This is a genomic window from Tateyamaria omphalii (genome assembly GCF_014651375.1).
GTDB lineage: Bacteria > Pseudomonadota > Alphaproteobacteria > Rhodobacterales > Rhodobacteraceae > Tateyamaria > Tateyamaria omphalii.
Genome location: NZ_BMWT01000004.1, coordinates 348,788 through 365,935, shown reverse-complemented (window position 1 = coordinate 365,935; position 17,148 = coordinate 348,788). Strand labels below are relative to the sequence as shown.

Here is a 17,148-nt window from a genome sequence, read left to right as displayed (position 1 = left end):
GTCAGATACCGCCCCGCACGGCTCCGGCGGACACGTTGCGATACAAAGGGATAAACGCTTCTGGTAGCGGCCGACTTTGCTTGTTTGCCAACCAGACTCGAACAAGTGTTCGTTTCTTGTCGGCCTTGTCTTTGAAATGCGACCGGCCGTGCAACAAGACATGGTTGTTGAGGATAAGAACCTGACCTTCCCGCAATTTGAACCGGAAGTGGTTGTCGGGATCCTCAATAACCTGCTCCATGAAATCCAGGGCTTCTATCTGTTTTGCGGTCAGGCGTGGGGCATCCGGCAACGTTTGGCTGTCTATGATGAAGCGTTTGACGAAACGGCACACAAATTCACCGTTCACGCTCGCAAACACAGGCAGACTGCACCACGGGTCCTCGCCTTCGCGTTCCTCTCCTCGCCGGTGATTGGGGAATACGCCGTATAACTGGGCCAACAAATCAGGGCGTGCAGCCCCGATGATGTCGTGCACATACTTGGCGGAAACGAGTGTACTTTCCCCGCCGATATCTGACTGAGCATAGCATGCCAGACCGATGATATCACACCGGTCATTGTGAAAGCCCAATCCGTCGCTGCTTTTGTGACCCCGGTTGTTGGGGTTTTCCGTGGTATGGCCGTCATCACGGACCAACACGATCTTATCACCAGCCAGATTTTGCTGAACCAGCGTACCCAGCATTTCGCCCAGACACTCCGTGACCCGAACGTACTCATCAAGGTCAACACAGAATTTCTCCAGTCCGTCGACAATGCAAAATCCCGATTCCCAATCGAGTTGGTTGTGAACAACATCAGCAAAATCGGACACTGGGCCATCCGCAGCAAACTGTTCGTCTTGCAGGACTTTCTTCAGGGCTTCTTCCAATTCCTGCGGCAGTACAAAACGTGATCGTTGAAGGGACAGGTTGTCGCCCTTCCAGCAAACAGGTTCGTTTACATAGGGTTCCGTAAAGCTAAGCTCTTTCATGTTGATGGCTCCCTTGATTTGAAAGGATTGCGGCTGCGCACTGCACATACCGATCCTCGATGTCATGCCGACCACGCTCAAAGACGTTCAGGGTGATCTGAATGTTCCGCTCTCGCGCTGCCGCGACCTGACCCGCAAGCTGCTCCGCGCAAATGAATGGGTCGTCGCGTCCATGCAGAAACGCAAGCTGCGCCCGGGGCAGCGGCTGACCTGTTGCAAGTTCGGACAGGAAGGGCATTTCTGACGAAATACAGATCGCAGTTTTGACGAGACTGGGCCGTGTCAGGCAAAGATACGATGCGATCATTCCACCTTGCGAATGCCCAACAAGGCATACGGGCACACCGGCATTGGATTGTCGCTCAATCTTTACGGCAACAGCTGTTGCAGCCGACTTCACAGCCTGGGACAGATAGTCTCTTCTGCGGGAAATTGAAAACCATTGCCTCTTGCCTTCGACAAGCGGACATCTCTGAGGCGCATCCATATACACACAGGCATCCGAGCGTTTGAAATGCGGCGACACCGCTCGTGCCATGTCGTCGGCCGTACTTCCAAAGCCATGCAGCAGAAAAACAGGCGCCACCAACACCACCTTATCCCTTTGAACTTTTGGCTAAAATCATGTGTATGTCGAAATTCACATCCAACATGTCTGCGCCGTTCGCGTCCGCCAGCGCCACGGACAATTCGTGAAGATAGTTTTCGGCGCCATCACCGATTTCTTCCAGGTATTTCGACACATATGACGTCGAGCGCAGGAATCCGACAAAGCGGTCAACAGATAGGTTCCAGATGTTTTCGACAGGAAAGCGCTCAATATCCGAAAACAAACCAGAAGCGGCCAGTAGTTTGTCAGAATCATCTTCACACACCAGACGCGGATCGCGGTACTTGTCCCAGTACTTCTCACAATGCTGAACCAAAACAGCGTTCGCGTCGGACATGATCTTGGGAAACAAATATCGGTACAACGCCAAGATGCCTTTCGGCTTCACGATCCGCGATATCTCATGGATCGTTTTCTGGCGGTCCATCCAATAAAACGCAGTCGCAACTGTGATCAGATCCGCATAGTCGTCCGGAAGCGTCGTGTTCTCACCGCTTCCGCTGATGAACTGGTAGTCCGTAAATTTGTTGATGGCTTCAAGCCGCAACTGATCGCCAGGTTCGACGCCCGTAATTTGGTTCGAGATCAACTCGAGCCCAACCGTCGAATGCCCGGCACCACTGCCAATGTCCACAGCCTGTTGGAAGCGGACGTTTCCATTGCGTTCAAGAATTTCAACATAGACCTGACGCGGGTAGGTAGGGCGGACATTGGCATAAAGTTCCGCGACCTTATTGAATTGCTTCATTTGCTTCTCTCACCGCTTCCTTGGTTGTTAGAATGAGGAATAGGAGCTCGGACAGATCGCTTTGAACTGATGTGTCACCAGCGGAATAGGCCGTGTAAATTTCGTTGATCAGATCATCGCTCAGGTTCAGCCACGGTATGTGCACAGGTCGGAACACACGCTCTTTGATCTGGGGATCATCAAAGACATCGCCAAAGAGCCGTTCGGGTGCCTTGAACCTTTTTTTCCTTGTGTCCGACAAACTGGGAATCTCTGGCGCATAGATTTCGCGCAGTATCCGTTTACCGGGATGAGCAGCGAGCTGTGCATGGTTCAAGGTCATCGCGATATCAGGGATACCAGCATGCAAGAATGGCACGCGGCCCTCAATACTCTGATCCATCAGGATGACATCAGTGCGCAACAGAAGTTTTCTCAACCGGCCAGCGATTTCTATACTTCTGATGCCGCCCCAAAAGTCATCAGTCGCAAAGCCAGCACCCCGCTGCAGCCCCGCATTCACAGTCCCGTCGGGGAAAATGCGGCGAATATAAGCGCCTTTCAAACCGTCCAGATAATAGTCACTGATGTGCGTTGGGCCTTGGTATTTACCATATTTCTCGTAGCCATAGAACAACTCGTCCGCACCTTCACCGGTCAACAAGACCCGCAAACCGGCATCCGCCACCAACTTGGCCAAGGCCGAGTATAGTGGCAGACTGTGCATATCTGTCGGATAGGCAAAGCTCTTTATTGACGACAGGGTGTGAGCGACGAAAGCGTCCTTGGTGATCTCGACATAATGATGATCCCAGCCTTTCCAGGCATCACCGCCTTGTAGTTGAAGCTGCGATAGATCCTGTATGCCGTCTTCCGTCTCACTTAGGACGACACTGAAGGTACTGACATTCGTGACACCCAATTGGTTCAGCTCATGGGCGATGATTGTGGAATCCACACCACCACTCACAGCCAAGCCAATCTTGTACTCTCCAAGACAGCAGCTTTCAACCGACCGTCGGATTGCACTGCGCAAATCGTCATGCAGGTTCCCGACTTCCACCTGCGGCGTCAAACTCATCCGCGACGATGTGCCAACCTGACTAACTTTCCGCACTTCTCCCGGCGCGACCTCGGTGATGTGTTCGAACGCGGTCTGATCCCGCAGACTGTAGCCGTACGTAAATACATCGAACAATGCATCGATATTCAGATCAATCTGCCCCGTTCCAGGGGTCCTGAAGAACGAACGGATACAGCTACAAAAAACCAGAGCGTCATCCGAGGCATTCACAAAGAGCGGCTTGATCCCAAAACGATCACGCTGCAGCTCAATGGACTGATCTTCAGGATCAAAAGAAACAACAGCGAACATCCCCTCGGCGCACTCGTCTGGTTGCAGTCCGCCAAGATACTCCAGCTCCCCAACACCACCATCCGTATTGACGTCGAATTCAAATTCACCGGTCAACTTGCCGTAAATTTCACCGTTGTAACCCGAAACACCTTCACCGGTTCGAAAAGGGACTTCGGATTGGGTAGAGCCCCAAAGATGCAGCCGGTTCATCCCGATAGAGACATTTTGCCCTCGAAATACACCCTGGCTGTCAGGCCCGCGGCCAATGGTGTCATGCTGCATGACCTCCACGAGCGACGCATCTTGAGCGCCGTAGATACCGTATATGCTGCACATTGCCCTAGCCCTGTTCCACTAGTGCCGACAGCGGTTGGGTGTCGAAATCAATGTGCGGCTTTCTCAAATTCATCAGACTTCGCGTCTTCTTGGCGTTCAAAACATGGTTGATCACCAGCCCTGCCCCGCTAAAGCTCTCGAAACAGTATTCGACGCCAGAAGGGACAAACAAGCTAGCCGGGCTTTGCAACTCGAATCTCTCTCCATTCAGGAAGACCGCGGCATTCAATCCACTCTTTCCATCTTCACATCCGAATAATAGAAAAAGGCTGTCACAATTAAGCGACTTCAGATCTGAGAACGGGTGCATATCGTTGGCGCTAGGCTTTATTTGCGTGACAGTGCAAGTCTGCCCAATGCTGTAATAGCTATCAGTTGTAAGATGATTTTCAATACCCGGTTCAATCTCAACATCGGTTTTTACAAGCTCGCCAAGGTCGAGTGGTACATTCTCATGACCCGCCTGACCTTCGAAATCCGGAAGCCAACAATACGCCCTATTACTCTTTTTATAAGCAGATCGATGAAGTTTAGAGCAGTGTGTGAACGCAAACTCACCTACAATTGGGGCCCGATCTATCACAGAATTCCGCCCAAACGCGTGGACAATTTGACTTAAACTACGCGACTTCGCGATCTCTTCGCTCGAAACGGTTCCACGTTCATTGAACGAAAGGTTGGACATATAGGCAATGGTGTCTGTTATCCCGCAGCGTTCACCGATGCCGTTCACCGACGTTGAAACCCAGTCTGCATAATTTTCGACGGCGAGCGCGTTGGCCAACGCAAGGCCACGGTCATTGTGAAAATGAACTTCGATCGATGAGGTCGGAAAAAAGTTTCTTAACTTTGCCAGAGCGCTAGCGGCTTGATAAGGCTGTAAGATTCCAACAGTATCCGAGTAACAGATTCGATCTGCACCCGCGCGCAGCGCGCGCTCGTAAGCTTTGATCTGAAGATCAAGATCTGTGCGCGACGTGTCTTCGAGGGTAAAACGCACCTGTAACTGCAGCAGCTTCGCGTAGCGAATTGATGCCTCAATCTGATCAAGAATATCGTCAGTTGACTTGTTTCTGAACTTGAAACTGCGCGCAATTTTATTGGTAGCCATAAAGATACCAACCCAGTTTGCACCACTTTCCTTGACCGCCGTAATGTCACTTTCCACAGCCCTGGCGTGTGCCAAAATTGACATATTCGGATTTGCCGCTGTTACAATCCCCACATTTTCTCTGTCCAATTTGGACGCGTAAGGATGTCCAACTTCGATACAGTCTACACCATAATCCACCAAACCCTGCGATATATGGTAACTCTCTCTATTTCCCCAAATTACATTTGGGCTTTGGTTACCCTCACGAAGGGTACAGTCAATTACCTTCATTTAGCTTCCAATCGGCTGTCAGAGTTACGTAAATCGCTTCCGATTTGCGCAACGGTGGCAGTTTCAGCAGACACCACCATAACGAGATTCGGCAACCCTTGGTAGTATCAATTTAGCAGCAGTCAAAATTCCGCCGATTGCCGCTCACAAAACACAAGGTGATTTTCACCAAAACAGACGAGGAATCAGATTTGATGGCCCGCAGAATGTCCAAATCCATGCTCATAACAAAAAGTTGAAACAGCTAGGTTTGAACATTGGCCACCGCCGCAGCGGCCGGTGAATGCGTGAGAACGGCATACGGGTTGAAAGGTCGAGAAAGGATAAAATGACAACCTACAGCAACCACGCCTTCAACACCGCATCCAACCTGTTGAACCGGGACTTCCATGCAGATCAGCCAAATCAGAAATGGGCCGGCGACATCAGCTGTGTGTGAACCTGAGACGGTTGGCTTTACCTTGAGGTTATCCCCGATCTATATTCACGCCGTGTGATCGCCTGGGCCGTCGGCAATCGTATGAAACGCGACTTAGCGTTCGAGGCATTGCAGACGGCCGTGGCGCTCGAGTAACCGCCCAGAGGCAGCATTCATCATACAGACCGCGGGTCGCAATACTGCACACGACTACCAAAAGCTGCTGCACCGGCACGAGTTTCAGTTGCCGGTGTCGAGCAAGGGAAAGTACAGTGACAATTCCGCCGCTGAGATGTTCTTCAAAGCGATCAAAGCAGAGCTGATCTAGCAACGATCATGGCAAACGCGGGAGGCCGAGCTGGCCCTCTTCCAGTACATCGATGGCTTCAAGAATCCACAGCGTCGGCACTCAGCACTGGAATGAAAAACCCGGTAGCTTTCGAACAGGAAGTGTCCCAAACGACCACTTGAGGCGGCGGAAAAAGTAACAGATCCGTGTCGACTTCTGCTAACGCTCTAACCGTTCCCAAGTGTCATATGAAATCAGGTCTGGGCCTCTCTTGGTCCCCTCGCCTGTCTGTCCTAGTGTGCGACAAACACAATGGAGAGCAATGGATGCCGTTCTTGATCACTGCGTACGATCACCCAAACAAGGAAACTGAACGCGAAGCGGTGAGACAAGCCCATCGCGACTATCTTGCCTCGTTTGGTAAAAGGCTGCTTGGGTCCGGCGCCCTGCTTGACGACACCGGAACCCACATCGTTGGTGGCGCTTCTCTTCTCGACACGGATGACTTGGATGAAGCGCGTCGCTTTGAAGCCGAAGACCCATATGCAAAAGCCGGAATTCGAGCTGAAGTAAAGATAGTGCCGTGGCGACTGCGCTGGTGGGTTGGCGCGTTTGATGCAGAAGGGCATCGACCTTCGGAAGTGTAGGTACGTGTGGCTGTGCGGCCCAAGCCATTCTGGCTTCCGTGCTTCGAAGCCAATCCGAACCTCAAGGTTGATCAGGTAAGATCGATGCCCGCTTCGGGCTGAGCTATGTGAACACTCCGAATAACTTACACTTTTTGATCAAAGACTGGAGCGTGCATGTCTGGATACATTGAGAGTGTAGAGCGGGGCCAGGCGGCGCTTTTTCCAGACAAGCTTAAGGATTGGATCTATGGGGGCAATCTCGTCCATGTGACCGCTCTCTCTATTGAGCAGATTGATCTCGAACAGATGTGGTTCCGGTGATGGACCATTCGAGTAGGTCGAAGTGCGCATCTTCGCGGCGTTGGCAAATCTCGCCTTTCCAGCGCATACGTGGCGGTTAAGGCTCGAACCTCATTTTAAGTAACAGAGCATTTTCCGACTGTACCAACACTGCGATAGGGTATTTTGGGATTTCAAGCGATTTATTCTGCAGCGCGGAAATCCAGCAAGCTATTGTTCCCGCATTATTCTAAATGGTGCCCGGGGGCGGAATCGAACCACCGACACGAGGATTTTCAATCCACTGCTCTACCCCTGAGCTACCCGGGCACGGGTGAAGCCTGACGCTTCGGGTGGGCGCGTGATAAGCGTATCGTCAGGCACTGTCCATAGCAAAATCACACCAAATGCTTAGTGTGGCAAAGGACCATCGTCATCCGTGACATCGCCCTCTTCTTCACGCTGAGAAGGAACAGAATAAGCACCGTTCATCCATCGCGCCAAGTCGATGTCAGCGCAGCGGCGCGAACAGAAAGGGCGATACTTTTGCACCGTGTCTTCACTGCAGATCGGGCACGTCACGACAGCACCTCGGCCAGTGGCAAGCGCGCGCGTTTACGTTGCAATTCGAAATGGCCAAGCGGGGTCCATCCGGCCATCACGGTATCTACGTCATCTTTGCGCAAGGCTGCACGCAACGCCGCTTCAAACGTCTTGCGTTCCTTTTTCGGCATGGGCGCAAGATCGATTGTGATCTGCCCCCCCAAACCGCGCACACGCAGGGCAGACGGCAACATGCGCGCACAGGTCAAATTCGCCTTCAACCCCGCAGCAAAGGAGCCATCAGCGCCGGTATTCACATCCACGGCGACCAGCGCCCGTGTCGCTTCGACAAACATGCTGGCATCTGCGCCCAAACTCACCCGTGCCCCACTCGCACTGTCCAGCAAATCAAGAACACCATGCTCTTCGAAACACCCCGGCTCCGTCACAACCTCTCCTGTATCGGTCCAGTCCCGCCATGCCAGGACATGGGGGCCATCGCCTTCGGTCAGAGCCTCGGGACCCGACCCCTGATCCTCCATCACCGTTTCCGCCAGATCACGCATTGCGACAATGTCATCCGACACGGCATCCGCATCTGCGCCAGCAGCCGCGGACCTGAGGATCAGACCCATCTGGCTTCCATCCATCCCCTCATGCGCAAGCGCCATCAACTCATCGCGAACATCATCATCCCGAATGCTGCGGGACAGGTTGAGACCGGGAGCATCTGGGGTGACGATAGCATAGCGGCTTTTGAACAGAATCTTGTGACTGACCGGGATGGCCTTGCCCGGCTCGGCGTAACCAGTGACCTGCACCAAAAGTGTTTCGCCTTGCCCGATCCCTTTGACACCGCGCAGGTACGCCGCGCCATCCGGGGTCTTCAGGAAAAGCCCCCCCTGCCCTTTAACAGGTCTGTCCGTGACCGCACGGTAAACGGTGCCTGGGCGCGGAGCATCGGAGTCGATCAGCAGATCATCCAGATGTCCGTCCACAAGCAGTGCTGCTGCCTCGCGGCCGTTCAGATGGTCCAAACATATCTGGCGACCCTTCATGCCCAAACCTTCATGCCTGCGGCCTGCAAAAGCCCCGCTGTCTCAGATAGGGGCAAACCGACAATCGCGGAAAACGACCCTGAGATCCAAGGGATCAAGGCACCGGCTGGGCCCTGTATTCCATAGCCCCCTGCCTTGCCCTGCCAATCGTTCATCGCCAGATAGCCGCTGATTTCATCTGCAGACAGTGCCTTCATGCGCACGTTGCTGACAACATCGCGCTCCCAAACCTTGTCACCCTTTTTTACCGCGACCGCGGTTATAACCCGATGGCGCCGCCCCGACATCTGGTTCAGGAATGCCCGCGCTTCCGCCTCATCCTCGGGCTTGCCCAAAATGCGGCGCCCCAATGCGACGGTTGTGTCGGCGCACAGAACGACATCATCGGCACCGGCGACCACCGCGTTCACCTTCTCGCGGGCCATTCGCGCGCAGTAGGGGCGCGGCAGTTCAGCGTTTCGGGGCGTTTCGTCAATGTCAGGCGGGCGAACGTCATCAGGCGCAACACCAAGCTGCCCGAGCAGCTCAAGCCGCCTCGGACTTCCGGATCCCAGAATAAACGCCACGAACGGGGTTTATTTGAAGCGGTAGTTGATCCGACCCTTGGTCAGATCATAGGGGGTCATTTCGACCTGCACCTTGTCGCCTGCCAGAACGCGGATGCGGTTCTTGCGCATTTTTCCTGCCGTATGTGCGATGATCTCATGGCCATTCTCAAGCTCGACCCGAAACGTCGCATTGGGCAGGAGTTCCTTCACGACACCGGGAAATTCGAGCGTATCTTCCTTGGCCATGGTCTCTCCTTCATTGCATTGCCCGCCAATATGCGGACGCGCCACTAAATGCGCCTCTGCGGCCCATAATTCAAGGGCTAATCAGGCGAGTGTCACGACTGTGACAGGATCGGCACGACCGCTTTGCGCCTCCCAGTCCCTGCGGTTCAGGACCGTGCCATTTGCCCGCACCTCTGCAATGTGGGCCAAATCAATTTCGCCATAGACCCATCCCGGCGCGTTCAGCGTGCCCATCGCGATCACGCCCGTGTCAGGAAAGCCGCGATCCGGCGGCCCAAAAATGCCGCCTGCCCCTGTCGAGATATCGACGGCCTCGGACCAGGATGCTTCCCCAACAACGGAAGACATCACAGTAACGCATTGATTTTCCAAGGCACGCGCCTGGGCACCGATCCGAACGCGAGAATAGCCCGACACGGCTTCGGTCACGGACGGCACCAAAATGATATCGGCATCGGCCAGGGCCCGCCCCAGAAGTGGAAATTCGCTGTCGTAGCATATCAGGATGCCGATCCGCCCCAGCGCAGTATCGAAGAGTTGCAGGGGATCGCCAGGAACGACATTCCATGTCTCCGCCTCGAACCGGGTCATGATCTGTTTGTCTTGCACACCAACCGCACCGCCCGGAGCAAACAAGCGCGCACGGTTCACAGGACGGGCGATGTCATCGTGCCGCGCGGGGCCGGAGGCGGCGAGGATATGCACATCGAACTGGGCAGCAAGGTGAGCATGTAACGCATCCGCATCGGGCAACCGATCCGCCACGGCGAAAAGGGAAGTCTCCAGATCGCGGGCGATGTCCAGCCCCGCAAGCGTGGCCAATTCCATCGCGCCATATTCGGGGAAAACCAGCAACTCCGCACCGGCTTCCGCCGCTTCAGAGACCCATGCCGTCAACTTATCCTCATAGGCCACCCAATCGGGCAGCACATCAAGGGGATACGAGGCTGTTGCAATCTTCATACCCTTTTTGTGCCTTACTCTGATCACTTGATGCAAGACGCGGCATGCCTTTCAAAAAACCAAAAGCAATACGACGGGAATGCCGATTTTTCTTGACCGATCCACACCTGAACATTCAAAGAATACAAAACTGTGTAAAGGTATCCCATGTTAAGCAAGGGTGTCACCCTGCGTGGTCTTGAAGTGTTCGAGGCGCTCGCCGCAACCGGTTCGGTTGCCCAAGCCGCGTCAGTGACAGGCCTCAGCCAACCTGCCGTGAGTCAGCAATTGCGGAACCTCGAAACGGCTTTGGCCACTGATCTGGTCGATCACGGAAAACGCCCCATGCGGCTGACCCCTGCCGGCACCAGCTTTCTGGCACGGGCCGAGGCCGCTTTGTCGCAACTGCGTCTTGCGCAATCCGAATTAACGGTAATGGACCTGGCGCATTTGTCGGCCCTTTCCATTGGGGTCATTGATGATTTCGAGAACGACCTGACCCCAAGGCTGGTGACAATCCTGGCTGACAGCCTGACGCGCTGCAAATTCACGCTTGCGACCGCCCCTAGCCACGAGATCCTGCAAGCGATTGCCGACAAGAGCCTGCACATCGCAATCTCGGCCAGTGACGGCACGATGCGCGATGGCGTTCTGGAATACCCTCTGGCGCGTGACCCGTTCATTCTGGTTGCCCCGCGCGGCGTGGTCCGCGATGGCGATCCCATGTCCATCCTGCCCGATCTGCCATTTCTCCGGTACGAGCGGGAACAATTGATCTCGCGTCAGATTGAGGCGCACCTGGCGCGTCAAAAGCTGGATTTCGCGGACCGGTTCGAAATCGGCAGTCACTTGGCCTTGATGGCAATGGTGGCACGCCGCATCGGGTGGGCCGTGACAACACCGCTGGGGTACATGAGGGCCGGGCGCTTCCATGATCAGGTTGATGCGTTCCCGCTGCCCTTCAAGCCTTTCTCCCGCACTATATCGCTGTATGCGAGCGCAGATTGGGCGGGCGAGGTCCCAACGGACGTGGCCAACACGATGCGACGTCTGATCAAGACACATATGATGGATCCGGCCCTGATACAGTTGCCATGGCTCGCCGGAGAACTGCGTTTGCTCGATGGTTGAGCGCTTGCTCTTTTTGTTTAGACCAGTCCAAGTATTTTCTCAGCAGCGAGGAGATACACCATGACCGCCCCTTCTATCGTGATCCTGACCGGCGCCGGAATTTCAGCCGAAAGCGGTCTTGGAACATTTCGCGACGAAGGTGGCCTGTGGGCGCAGCATCGGATCGAAGACGTTGCGACTCCCGAAGGCTTCGCCCGCAATCCACAGCTTGTTGTCGATTTCTACAACGCACGCCGTGCGCAAGCAGCCGAAGCCAGCCCGAATGCCGCGCACCGGGCGTTGGCGCAATTGCAAGCGGAACATGCCGGGTCCGTCACCTTGGTGACTCAGAATGTCGACGACCTGCACGAAAAGGGTGGCAGCACAGATGTGATCCACATGCACGGCGCATTGAATTCCGCACTGTGCGCGACGTGTGAACATCGCTGGCCCGCGCCGCTCGCGATGTCCGTGGGACAGGACTGCCCGAACTGCGCAGGACCAACTGCTCGTCCGGACATCGTATGGTTTGGCGAAATTCCCTATCATATGGAAAGGATCGAACGCACGTTGGCAAATGCAGACGTATTTGTCGCCATCGGTACGTCGGGCAATGTGTATCCGGCAGCCGGGTTCGTGCAGATGGCCCGACATGTCGGCGCAGAAACGATCGAGATGAACCTGGAACCGGGCGAAAATGTCGGCCTGTTCGATGACGTTCGCCCAGGCAAAGCATCAGAAACAGTACCAAACTGGGTGGCCGAAATTCTGGCCGGGTAAGGCGGATCTTGATCCGCCAGCCTTCAGTGCGAGTGGTCGCCGTGCGCACCGGCTTCGGGCTTGCGGGCATTGTCGACTGGTATCGTAACGACGATATCGCCCGCTTTCTCGAGTGTCAGGGTCACTTCGATAGTGGCGTCCTGCTCCAATGGGCCGGTCAGCCCCATTAGCATGACATGGTCCCCACCCCGCATCATGTGGTGCGTGCCACCGGCAGGAAGCGGAATACCGCCCTGGATTTCAGTCATTTGCATCACGCCATCGCTCACCTCGATATGGGTGTGCAATTCAACACGGGCAGCGGCCTCCGTGCTCGCAGAAATCAGGGTGTCGTCTTGTCCTGTTTCATTGTGGATCATCATGAAGGCTGCACCCGATTTTGCAGCTGGGCTGGCCGCGCGGGCATATGGATCCATGACCATGATGCCGTCAGCAAATGCCGGAACAGTAAGGAGCGTCGCCGCAACAGCGGCGGAAAGAGTATTTCGAAGGGACATAGTGTCCTCCTGGAGTTAAGGCGTCTGTGCTTGGGAAATCCGGATCACGTCAACAGGAGGGGACCGCGCAGATGCCCGCAGCTTGCACATAACAGAATGCTGCTCAACCGCCGGTGCCGCCCGCAGCATTGTGACGTTGTCCAGCCATTTTGAAATGGTGTTGGACGGCGCCAAAGCCGCAAACAGATGTAAAGCGCAATCGGGACACACATGCGGTGCCGTGGTGGGTTGCCCATCCGCATCGACAAAGATGACAGCCACCGTAGTGCCCGAACATATCACGATTTTGTCCTCGGCTTGTGGCGCTCCACGCGCCACAGCAGTGCCGAGGCTAGCCAACAGTAGAGCAAGGCTTAGAACTATGGGCATAATGGTGCGGAACATATTGCACAGTTAGAACGTGTCAGCGGCCATAACAACTGCGGCACATTCATTGGCCAAGGGTGCGTACTTCTGTGTGCGGGCGCCACACAAAAGAAAACCCCGCTTCCTAGTGAAAGCGGGGCAAAAAGCTCAAAAGCCTTCCGATCAAGCGGTGGCTTGCGCCTTGGCGATCTCTTTTTTGACTTTCAGGGCACGGTCCGACAGCTCAACGTCCTTGGCTTTGGCCAAGTACGCGTCCAGACCTCCACGGTGGTCCACCGACCGCAGTGCAGCAGCCGAGATGCGCAGTTTTACACCACGGCCCAATGTCTCGGACTGAAGGGTTACGTCATTCAGGTTCGGCAGGAAGCGCCGACGTGTTTTGTTGTTGGCGTGGCTGACATTGTTGCCAGTCATCGGGCCCTTACCGGTCAGTTCGCATACGCGCGACATCAGTCTATCCTTTTCTCCGCTCTGCCGCTCAATCCAACGCTCAGGGCCTGAAACGACACAGGCACCGCACGCTGGGCGGCGCCATCGAAATTCGTTCGGTGGCTTTAGGGGGAATCGCGTTCAGGGTCAACCCGGCCATCACCGAAATTGGCGTCCAGGGTCGAAAGCATGTCCAAAGCAGCCGTGGCAGGATCAAGCGCACCCTCGGCAACAGCCGTACCAAACCGTTGCATCGCAGCTTTGGCGGTTCGCGTTTCCAGCTTTGACAAAAGGACCGCCCGTACGTCTTCCTCGAACCAGTAGCGTGCTTGTGCAGCGCGGGTCGCAGCAAAAAAGCTGTTCTGCCGTCGCCAATCCATCAAAGCCTGCATGTCGGCCCACGCGACATCCAGACCTTCTCCGGTCATCGCCGACACCATCATCGCCTTGGGAAAGCCATCCGGGTCCTGCGGACGTTTGCGCAACAGGCGCAGCGCACCCGCATAATCTGCGCAGGTCCGGGTCGCCGCAGGCTTCAGATCACCATCTGCCTTGTTGATGAGGATCATGTCGGCCATCTCCATGATCCCGCGCTTGACCCCCTGCAGCTCGTCCCCACCTGCCGGGGCCAGCAGCAACAGAAACAGGTCAGACATCTGCGCAACAACCGTTTCGGACTGCCCGACACCAACCGTTTCGATCAGGACCACGTCGAACCCGGCGCCTTCGCACAAGGCGACCGCTTCGCGTGTCCGCCGGGCCACGCCGCCCAGATGAGTCTGGCTCGGTGATGGACGAATGAAGGCAGCAGGCTCGCGGCTCAACCGGTCCATACGGGTCTTGTCACCCAAGATCGACCCACCGGACCGCGCAGACGACGGATCAACGGCCAGAACCGCAACGCGCAACCCGGCCTGCACAAGCGTCATTCCAAACGCCTCGATAAAGGTTGATTTGCCGACGCCCGGTGTACCGGACAATCCGATCCGTAGCGCCTGCCGATCTCGTGGCAATGCAGCCAAGACCTCGGTCGCCTGCGCCCGGTGATCGGCCCGTCCGCTTTCTACCAGCGTGATACCGCGTGCCAGCGCACGGCGCTCACCAGCCGCAATCCGTTCAGCAAGATCCTTAGTGTCCATGGCCGCTTTTCTGCGGGGGCGTGTACAGAATGTCCAGTGTTGGCGGGCCATGACGGTTGCGCCATAAGGCAACCTATGACCCGGTTGCCCATTGATGACATTCTACCTGATTTGATGGACGCATTGCGCCAGCACGGGCGCGCTGTGCTTCAGGCGCCGCCGGGTGCGGGCAAAACCACGCGGGTGCCCTTGGCCATACTTGATGAAGGGTTGACCGACGGACACATTCTCATGCTGGAACCCCGTCGCTTGGCCGCGCGGACGGCCGCAGACCGAATGGCAAAAACACTTGGCGAACAAACCGGACAAACTGTCGGGTATCGCATCCGCGGCGACAGCACTGTTGGGTCCGCCACTCGCATTGAGGTGGTGACCGAGGGGATCCTGACAAGGATGCTGCAGGACGCCCCGGATCTGCCGGGCGTGGGCGCGGTGATCTTTGACGAATTCCACGAACGGTCCCTGAACGCCGATCTGGGTCTTGCCCTGTGCCTCGAGGTGGCCGAAGCCCTGCGCGATGATCTGATCCTGCTGGCCATGTCCGCCACGCTAGATGCTGCACCGGTGGCCGATGTGATGCAGGCGCCGATCCTGACGTCTGAAGGTAAGAGCTATGATGTCGCAGCGCATTGGCTGGACCGTCCGGTGGCAAAAACGACCCGCTTCGAAAACGCGATGGCGGAGTTGATCCGAGAGGCATACACGAAGGAACCCGGCGGCCTGCTGGCCTTTCTGCCGGGAGAAGGAGAAATCCGGCGCACCGCAGCGCTTCTGTCCGATCTGCCCAACGTGCAGCCACTTTTCGGCGCCATGGACTTCAAAGCACAGCGCGCCGCTATTTCCCCGTCTGACCAACGCAAGATCGTGCTGGCCACGGCAATTGCGGAAACCTCGCTGACCATTCCGGACATCCGCATCGTTGTTGATGGTGGCCGTGCCCGTCGCGCGCAATTCGATCCGTCATCGGGTATGTCACGCCTGATCACAGAAAAAGTAACACGAGCCGAAGCCACCCAACGTGCGGGCCGTGCGGGCCGCGTCGCCCCCGGTGTCGCCTACAAACTTTGGACCAGGGGGGAAGATGGCGCCCTTGCCGCCTTCCCGCCGCCCGAGATCAGTGCAGGCGATCTAGCCAGCTTTGCACTTGAACTCGCCATTTGGGGCGGAGGTGAGAATGACCTGCAATTTGTCAGGCCACCCCACGAGGGGCGCTTGGCCGAGGCGCGTGCCGTCCTACAAATGCTGGGCGCCCTCGACGCTCAAAACCGGATCACCGACCATGGGCGACTGCTTGCTCGGCAACCACTGCATCCTAGGCTGGCGCATATGCTGGTGACGGCTGGCAAACAGGCGGCACCGCTGGCCGCTTTGCTGAGTGATCGTGACCCGCTGCGTGGGCGCGGCACAGACCTTGGACTAAGGCTGCGCGCGCTCAGAAACCCCGGCGGCTTTGGCGAAAGTGTCCATCGCGGGGCCATCGCCCGGATCAAGGACGAGGCCAAAAGGCTGGCTGCAAAACAGAAGGAAACTGCACCGCTTTCAGCGGCAGCAATGGCTAGTCTCGCGTATCCTGACCGCATCGGGCTGAGGCGTTCTGGTGACCAACCGCGCTATGTCCTGTCAGGCGGTAAGGGCGCCGTCATGCCCGAAGGTGACGGCCTTGCTGGTCAGAAATTGATCGTGGCGACGGACCTTGATGGCAACCCACGCGAAGCGCGGATCAGGCAAGCAGCGGCTTTGACACTGCCCGAGCTGGAAGCTCTTTTCGCAGACCAAATCGGATGGAACCACGTCTGCGTATGGTCCAAACGAAACGGTGCAGTTCAGGCCCGCACACAACGTCAGTTTGGAGCGCTGATCCTCGAAGACAAACCATGGCACGCGGCACCTGATGAGGCGGTGGCGACAGCAATGATAGACGGTGTTCGTCAGATAGGTCTTCGACCGTCCAAAGGAGCAAAACGGCTGATGGCGCGTGCGCGTCTGATGGGAAACGAATTTCCCGATCTGAGTGAAGAAGCACTGCTCCGCTCCCTCGAAACATGGTTACTTCCGCACCTTGCGGGAACCCGCACAGCGTCGGACTGGAAAGCGTTCGACATCTTGCCTGCATTGCAGGCGCATCTTGGCTGGGACATGCTACAAAAACTTGACCGTGCAGTGCCGGGGCATTTTGAAACACCCCTCGGTCGGCGCATTCCCATTGATTATGACGAAGAGGTGCCAGGCATCTCTGTGCGCCTGCAGGAAATGTTCGGGGTCATCCGACACCCGATGGTGGGCACTGTGCCATTGCAAGTCACCCTACTTTCCCCTGCCCAACGACCCGTGCAGGTGACGTCGGACCTGCCTGGTTTCTGGGCGACTTCCTATGCCGATGTGCGCAAGGACATGCGGGGGCAATATCCGAAACACCCTTGGCCCGAAGATCCAACACAAGCAGACCCCACGCTCAGAGCAAAGCCAAGGCGCTGAGCGCGTCCAC

Annotated in this window: 19 protein-coding genes, 1 tRNA gene and 1 pseudogene; 6 read left to right on the top strand and 15 right to left on the bottom strand. The window is 56.2% G+C overall.

The genetic code is table 11. The features are described from left to right. Nucleotide 1: 1 nt before the first annotated feature. From IE087_RS15750 to IE087_RS15730, 5 genes are read right to left on the bottom strand one after another with little or no spacing between them, the layout of a single operon-like run. Nucleotides 2-976: a TauD/TfdA family dioxygenase gene (locus IE087_RS15750; RefSeq protein WP_189370315.1), complete on the bottom strand. Its 975-nt coding sequence runs from the start codon at nt 974-976 to the stop codon at nt 2-4. Then, nucleotides 963-1,514: an alpha/beta hydrolase gene (locus IE087_RS23790; RefSeq protein WP_373296521.1), complete on the bottom strand. Its 552-nt coding sequence runs from the start codon at nt 1,512-1,514 to the stop codon at nt 963-965. Before IE087_RS23790 ends, IE087_RS15750 begins: the two co-directional genes overlap by 14 nt. Nucleotides 1,515-1,572: 58 nt before the next feature. Next, nucleotides 1,573-2,334 carry a class I SAM-dependent methyltransferase gene (locus IE087_RS15740; RefSeq protein ID WP_189370313.1) on the bottom strand — a complete coding sequence of 254 codons (762 nt, stop codon included), beginning with the start codon at nt 2,332-2,334 and terminating at the stop codon, nt 1,573-1,575. Beyond that, a complete protein-coding gene (locus tag IE087_RS15735; RefSeq protein WP_189370312.1) occupies nt 2,318-4,006 on the bottom strand; it encodes an asparagine synthetase B family protein in 1,689 nt (562 codons plus the stop codon). Before IE087_RS15735 ends, IE087_RS15740 begins: the two co-directional genes overlap by 17 nt. A gap of 4 nt (nt 4,007-4,010) precedes the next feature. Then, nucleotides 4,011-5,390: a LeuA family protein gene (locus IE087_RS15730; RefSeq protein ID WP_189370311.1), complete on the bottom strand. Its 1,380-nt coding sequence runs from the start codon at nt 5,388-5,390 to the stop codon at nt 4,011-4,013. A gap of 229 nt (nt 5,391-5,619) precedes the next feature. On the opposite strand from IE087_RS15730, the pseudogene IE087_RS23555 reads away from it, so the two are divergent. From IE087_RS23555 to IE087_RS15720, 3 genes and pseudogenes are all read left to right on the top strand, one after another. Further along, a pseudogene (locus IE087_RS23555) lies at nt 5,620-6,279 on the top strand (IS3 family transposase); the annotation flags it as partial. Between the two features lie 144 nt (nt 6,280-6,423). Next, complete coding sequence (locus IE087_RS15725) at nt 6,424-6,744, top strand: YciI family protein (protein ID WP_189370310.1); 321 nt, start codon at nt 6,424-6,426, stop codon at nt 6,742-6,744. A 156-nt stretch (nt 6,745-6,900) separates the two neighbouring features. Continuing rightward, nucleotides 6,901-7,047 carry a hypothetical protein gene (locus tag IE087_RS15720; RefSeq protein WP_189370309.1) on the top strand — a complete coding sequence of 49 codons (147 nt, stop codon included), beginning with the start codon at nt 6,901-6,903 and terminating at the stop codon, nt 7,045-7,047. 213 nt (nt 7,048-7,260) lie between these two features. Here IE087_RS15720 and IE087_RS15715 read toward each other — a convergent pair. The 6 genes from IE087_RS15715 to IE087_RS15690 form a co-directional block, all read right to left on the bottom strand. Further along, nucleotides 7,261-7,335, bottom strand: a tRNA-Phe gene (locus tag IE087_RS15715). An 81-nt stretch (nt 7,336-7,416) separates the two neighbouring features. Then, entirely contained in the window at nt 7,417-7,587 is a 171-nt protein-coding gene (locus IE087_RS15710) for a DNA gyrase inhibitor YacG (protein WP_189370308.1), read from the bottom strand. Beyond that, entirely contained in the window at nt 7,584-8,606 is a 1,023-nt protein-coding gene (locus IE087_RS15705; RefSeq protein ID WP_189370307.1) for a ribonuclease E/G, read from the bottom strand. Before IE087_RS15705 ends, IE087_RS15710 begins: the two co-directional genes overlap by 4 nt. Then, on the bottom strand, nt 8,603-9,172 hold the full coding sequence (locus IE087_RS15700; RefSeq protein ID WP_189370306.1) for a Maf family protein: 570 nt from the start codon (nt 9,170-9,172) through the stop codon (nt 8,603-8,605). The genes IE087_RS15705 and IE087_RS15700 overlap by 4 nt, the downstream gene beginning before the upstream one ends. 9 nt (nt 9,173-9,181) lie before the next feature. Further along, complete coding sequence (infA, locus tag IE087_RS15695) at nt 9,182-9,400, bottom strand: translation initiation factor IF-1 (protein ID WP_005978431.1); 219 nt, start codon at nt 9,398-9,400, stop codon at nt 9,182-9,184. Between the two features lie 81 nt (nt 9,401-9,481). After that, complete coding sequence (locus IE087_RS15690) at nt 9,482-10,363, bottom strand: carbon-nitrogen hydrolase family protein (RefSeq protein ID WP_189370305.1); 882 nt, start codon at nt 10,361-10,363, stop codon at nt 9,482-9,484. 147 nt (nt 10,364-10,510) lie between these two features. On the opposite strand from IE087_RS15690, the gene IE087_RS15685 reads away from it, so the two are divergent. Beyond that, on the top strand, nt 10,511-11,473 hold the full coding sequence (locus IE087_RS15685; protein ID WP_189370304.1) for a LysR family transcriptional regulator: 963 nt from the start codon (nt 10,511-10,513) through the stop codon (nt 11,471-11,473). 60 nt (nt 11,474-11,533) lie between these two features. Next, nucleotides 11,534-12,232: an NAD-dependent deacylase gene (locus IE087_RS15680; protein WP_189370303.1), complete on the top strand. Its 699-nt coding sequence runs from the start codon at nt 11,534-11,536 to the stop codon at nt 12,230-12,232. Between the two features lie 23 nt (nt 12,233-12,255). On the opposite strand, the gene IE087_RS15675 is transcribed toward IE087_RS15680, so the two are convergent. The 4 genes from IE087_RS15675 to meaB form a co-directional block, all read right to left on the bottom strand. After that, nucleotides 12,256-12,729, bottom strand: a complete 474-nt coding sequence (locus tag IE087_RS15675) for a copper chaperone PCu(A)C (protein WP_189370302.1) — start codon at nt 12,727-12,729, stop codon at nt 12,256-12,258. A 15-nt stretch (nt 12,730-12,744) separates the two neighbouring features. After that, a complete protein-coding gene (locus tag IE087_RS15670; RefSeq protein WP_189370301.1) occupies nt 12,745-13,113 on the bottom strand; it encodes a hypothetical protein in 369 nt (122 codons plus the stop codon). A 144-nt stretch (nt 13,114-13,257) separates the two neighbouring features. After that, nucleotides 13,258-13,545, bottom strand: a complete 288-nt coding sequence (rpmB, locus tag IE087_RS15665) for a 50S ribosomal protein L28 (RefSeq protein WP_189370300.1) — start codon at nt 13,543-13,545, stop codon at nt 13,258-13,260. A gap of 104 nt (nt 13,546-13,649) precedes the next feature. Continuing rightward, entirely contained in the window at nt 13,650-14,663 is a 1,014-nt protein-coding gene (gene meaB, locus IE087_RS15660; RefSeq protein ID WP_189370299.1) for a methylmalonyl Co-A mutase-associated GTPase MeaB, read from the bottom strand. Nucleotides 14,664-14,738: 75 nt separating this feature from the next. Here meaB and hrpB point away from each other — a divergent pair, with 75 nt between their 5' ends. Then, on the top strand, nt 14,739-17,138 hold the full coding sequence (gene hrpB, locus IE087_RS15655) for an ATP-dependent helicase HrpB (RefSeq protein WP_189370298.1): 2,400 nt from the start codon (nt 14,739-14,741) through the stop codon (nt 17,136-17,138). Nucleotides 17,139-17,148 lie beyond the last annotated feature (10 nt).

What these genes read in the sequence shown, in the direction of transcription:
- IE087_RS15750 (WP_189370315.1), bottom strand. Translation starts at nt 976, where the DNA reads ATGAAAGAGCTTAGCTTTACGGAACCCTATGTAAACGAACCTGTTTGC.
- IE087_RS23790 (WP_373296521.1), bottom strand. Translation starts at nt 1,514, where the DNA reads ATGGCACGAGCGGTGTCGCCGCATTTCAAACGCTCGGATGCCTGTGTG.
- IE087_RS15740 (WP_189370313.1), bottom strand. Translation starts at nt 2,334, where the DNA reads ATGAAGCAATTCAATAAGGTCGCGGAACTTTATGCCAATGTCCGCCCT.
- IE087_RS15735 (WP_189370312.1), bottom strand. Translation starts at nt 4,006, where the DNA reads ATGTGCAGCATATACGGTATCTACGGCGCTCAAGATGCGTCGCTCGTG.
- IE087_RS15730 (WP_189370311.1), bottom strand. Translation starts at nt 5,390, where the DNA reads ATGAAGGTAATTGACTGTACCCTTCGTGAGGGTAACCAAAGCCCAAAT.
- IE087_RS15725 (WP_189370310.1), top strand. Translation starts at nt 6,424, where the DNA reads ATGCCGTTCTTGATCACTGCGTACGATCACCCAAACAAGGAAACTGAA.
- IE087_RS15720 (WP_189370309.1), top strand. Translation starts at nt 6,901, where the DNA reads ATGTCTGGATACATTGAGAGTGTAGAGCGGGGCCAGGCGGCGCTTTTT.
- IE087_RS15705 (WP_189370307.1), bottom strand. Translation starts at nt 8,606, where the DNA reads ATGAAGGGTCGCCAGATATGTTTGGACCATCTGAACGGCCGCGAGGCA.
- infA (WP_005978431.1), bottom strand. Translation starts at nt 9,400, where the DNA reads ATGGCCAAGGAAGATACGCTCGAATTTCCCGGTGTCGTGAAGGAACTC.
- IE087_RS15690 (WP_189370305.1), bottom strand. Translation starts at nt 10,363, where the DNA reads ATGAAGATTGCAACAGCCTCGTATCCCCTTGATGTGCTGCCCGATTGG.
- IE087_RS15685 (WP_189370304.1), top strand. Translation starts at nt 10,511, where the DNA reads ATGTTAAGCAAGGGTGTCACCCTGCGTGGTCTTGAAGTGTTCGAGGCG.
- IE087_RS15680 (WP_189370303.1), top strand. Translation starts at nt 11,534, where the DNA reads ATGACCGCCCCTTCTATCGTGATCCTGACCGGCGCCGGAATTTCAGCC.
- IE087_RS15675 (WP_189370302.1), bottom strand. Translation starts at nt 12,729, where the DNA reads ATGTCCCTTCGAAATACTCTTTCCGCCGCTGTTGCGGCGACGCTCCTT.
- IE087_RS15670 (WP_189370301.1), bottom strand. Translation starts at nt 13,113, where the DNA reads ATGTTCCGCACCATTATGCCCATAGTTCTAAGCCTTGCTCTACTGTTG.
- rpmB (WP_189370300.1), bottom strand. Translation starts at nt 13,545, where the DNA reads ATGTCGCGCGTATGCGAACTGACCGGTAAGGGCCCGATGACTGGCAAC.
- meaB (WP_189370299.1), bottom strand. Translation starts at nt 14,663, where the DNA reads ATGGACACTAAGGATCTTGCTGAACGGATTGCGGCTGGTGAGCGCCGT.
- hrpB (WP_189370298.1), top strand. Translation starts at nt 14,739, where the DNA reads ATGACCCGGTTGCCCATTGATGACATTCTACCTGATTTGATGGACGCA.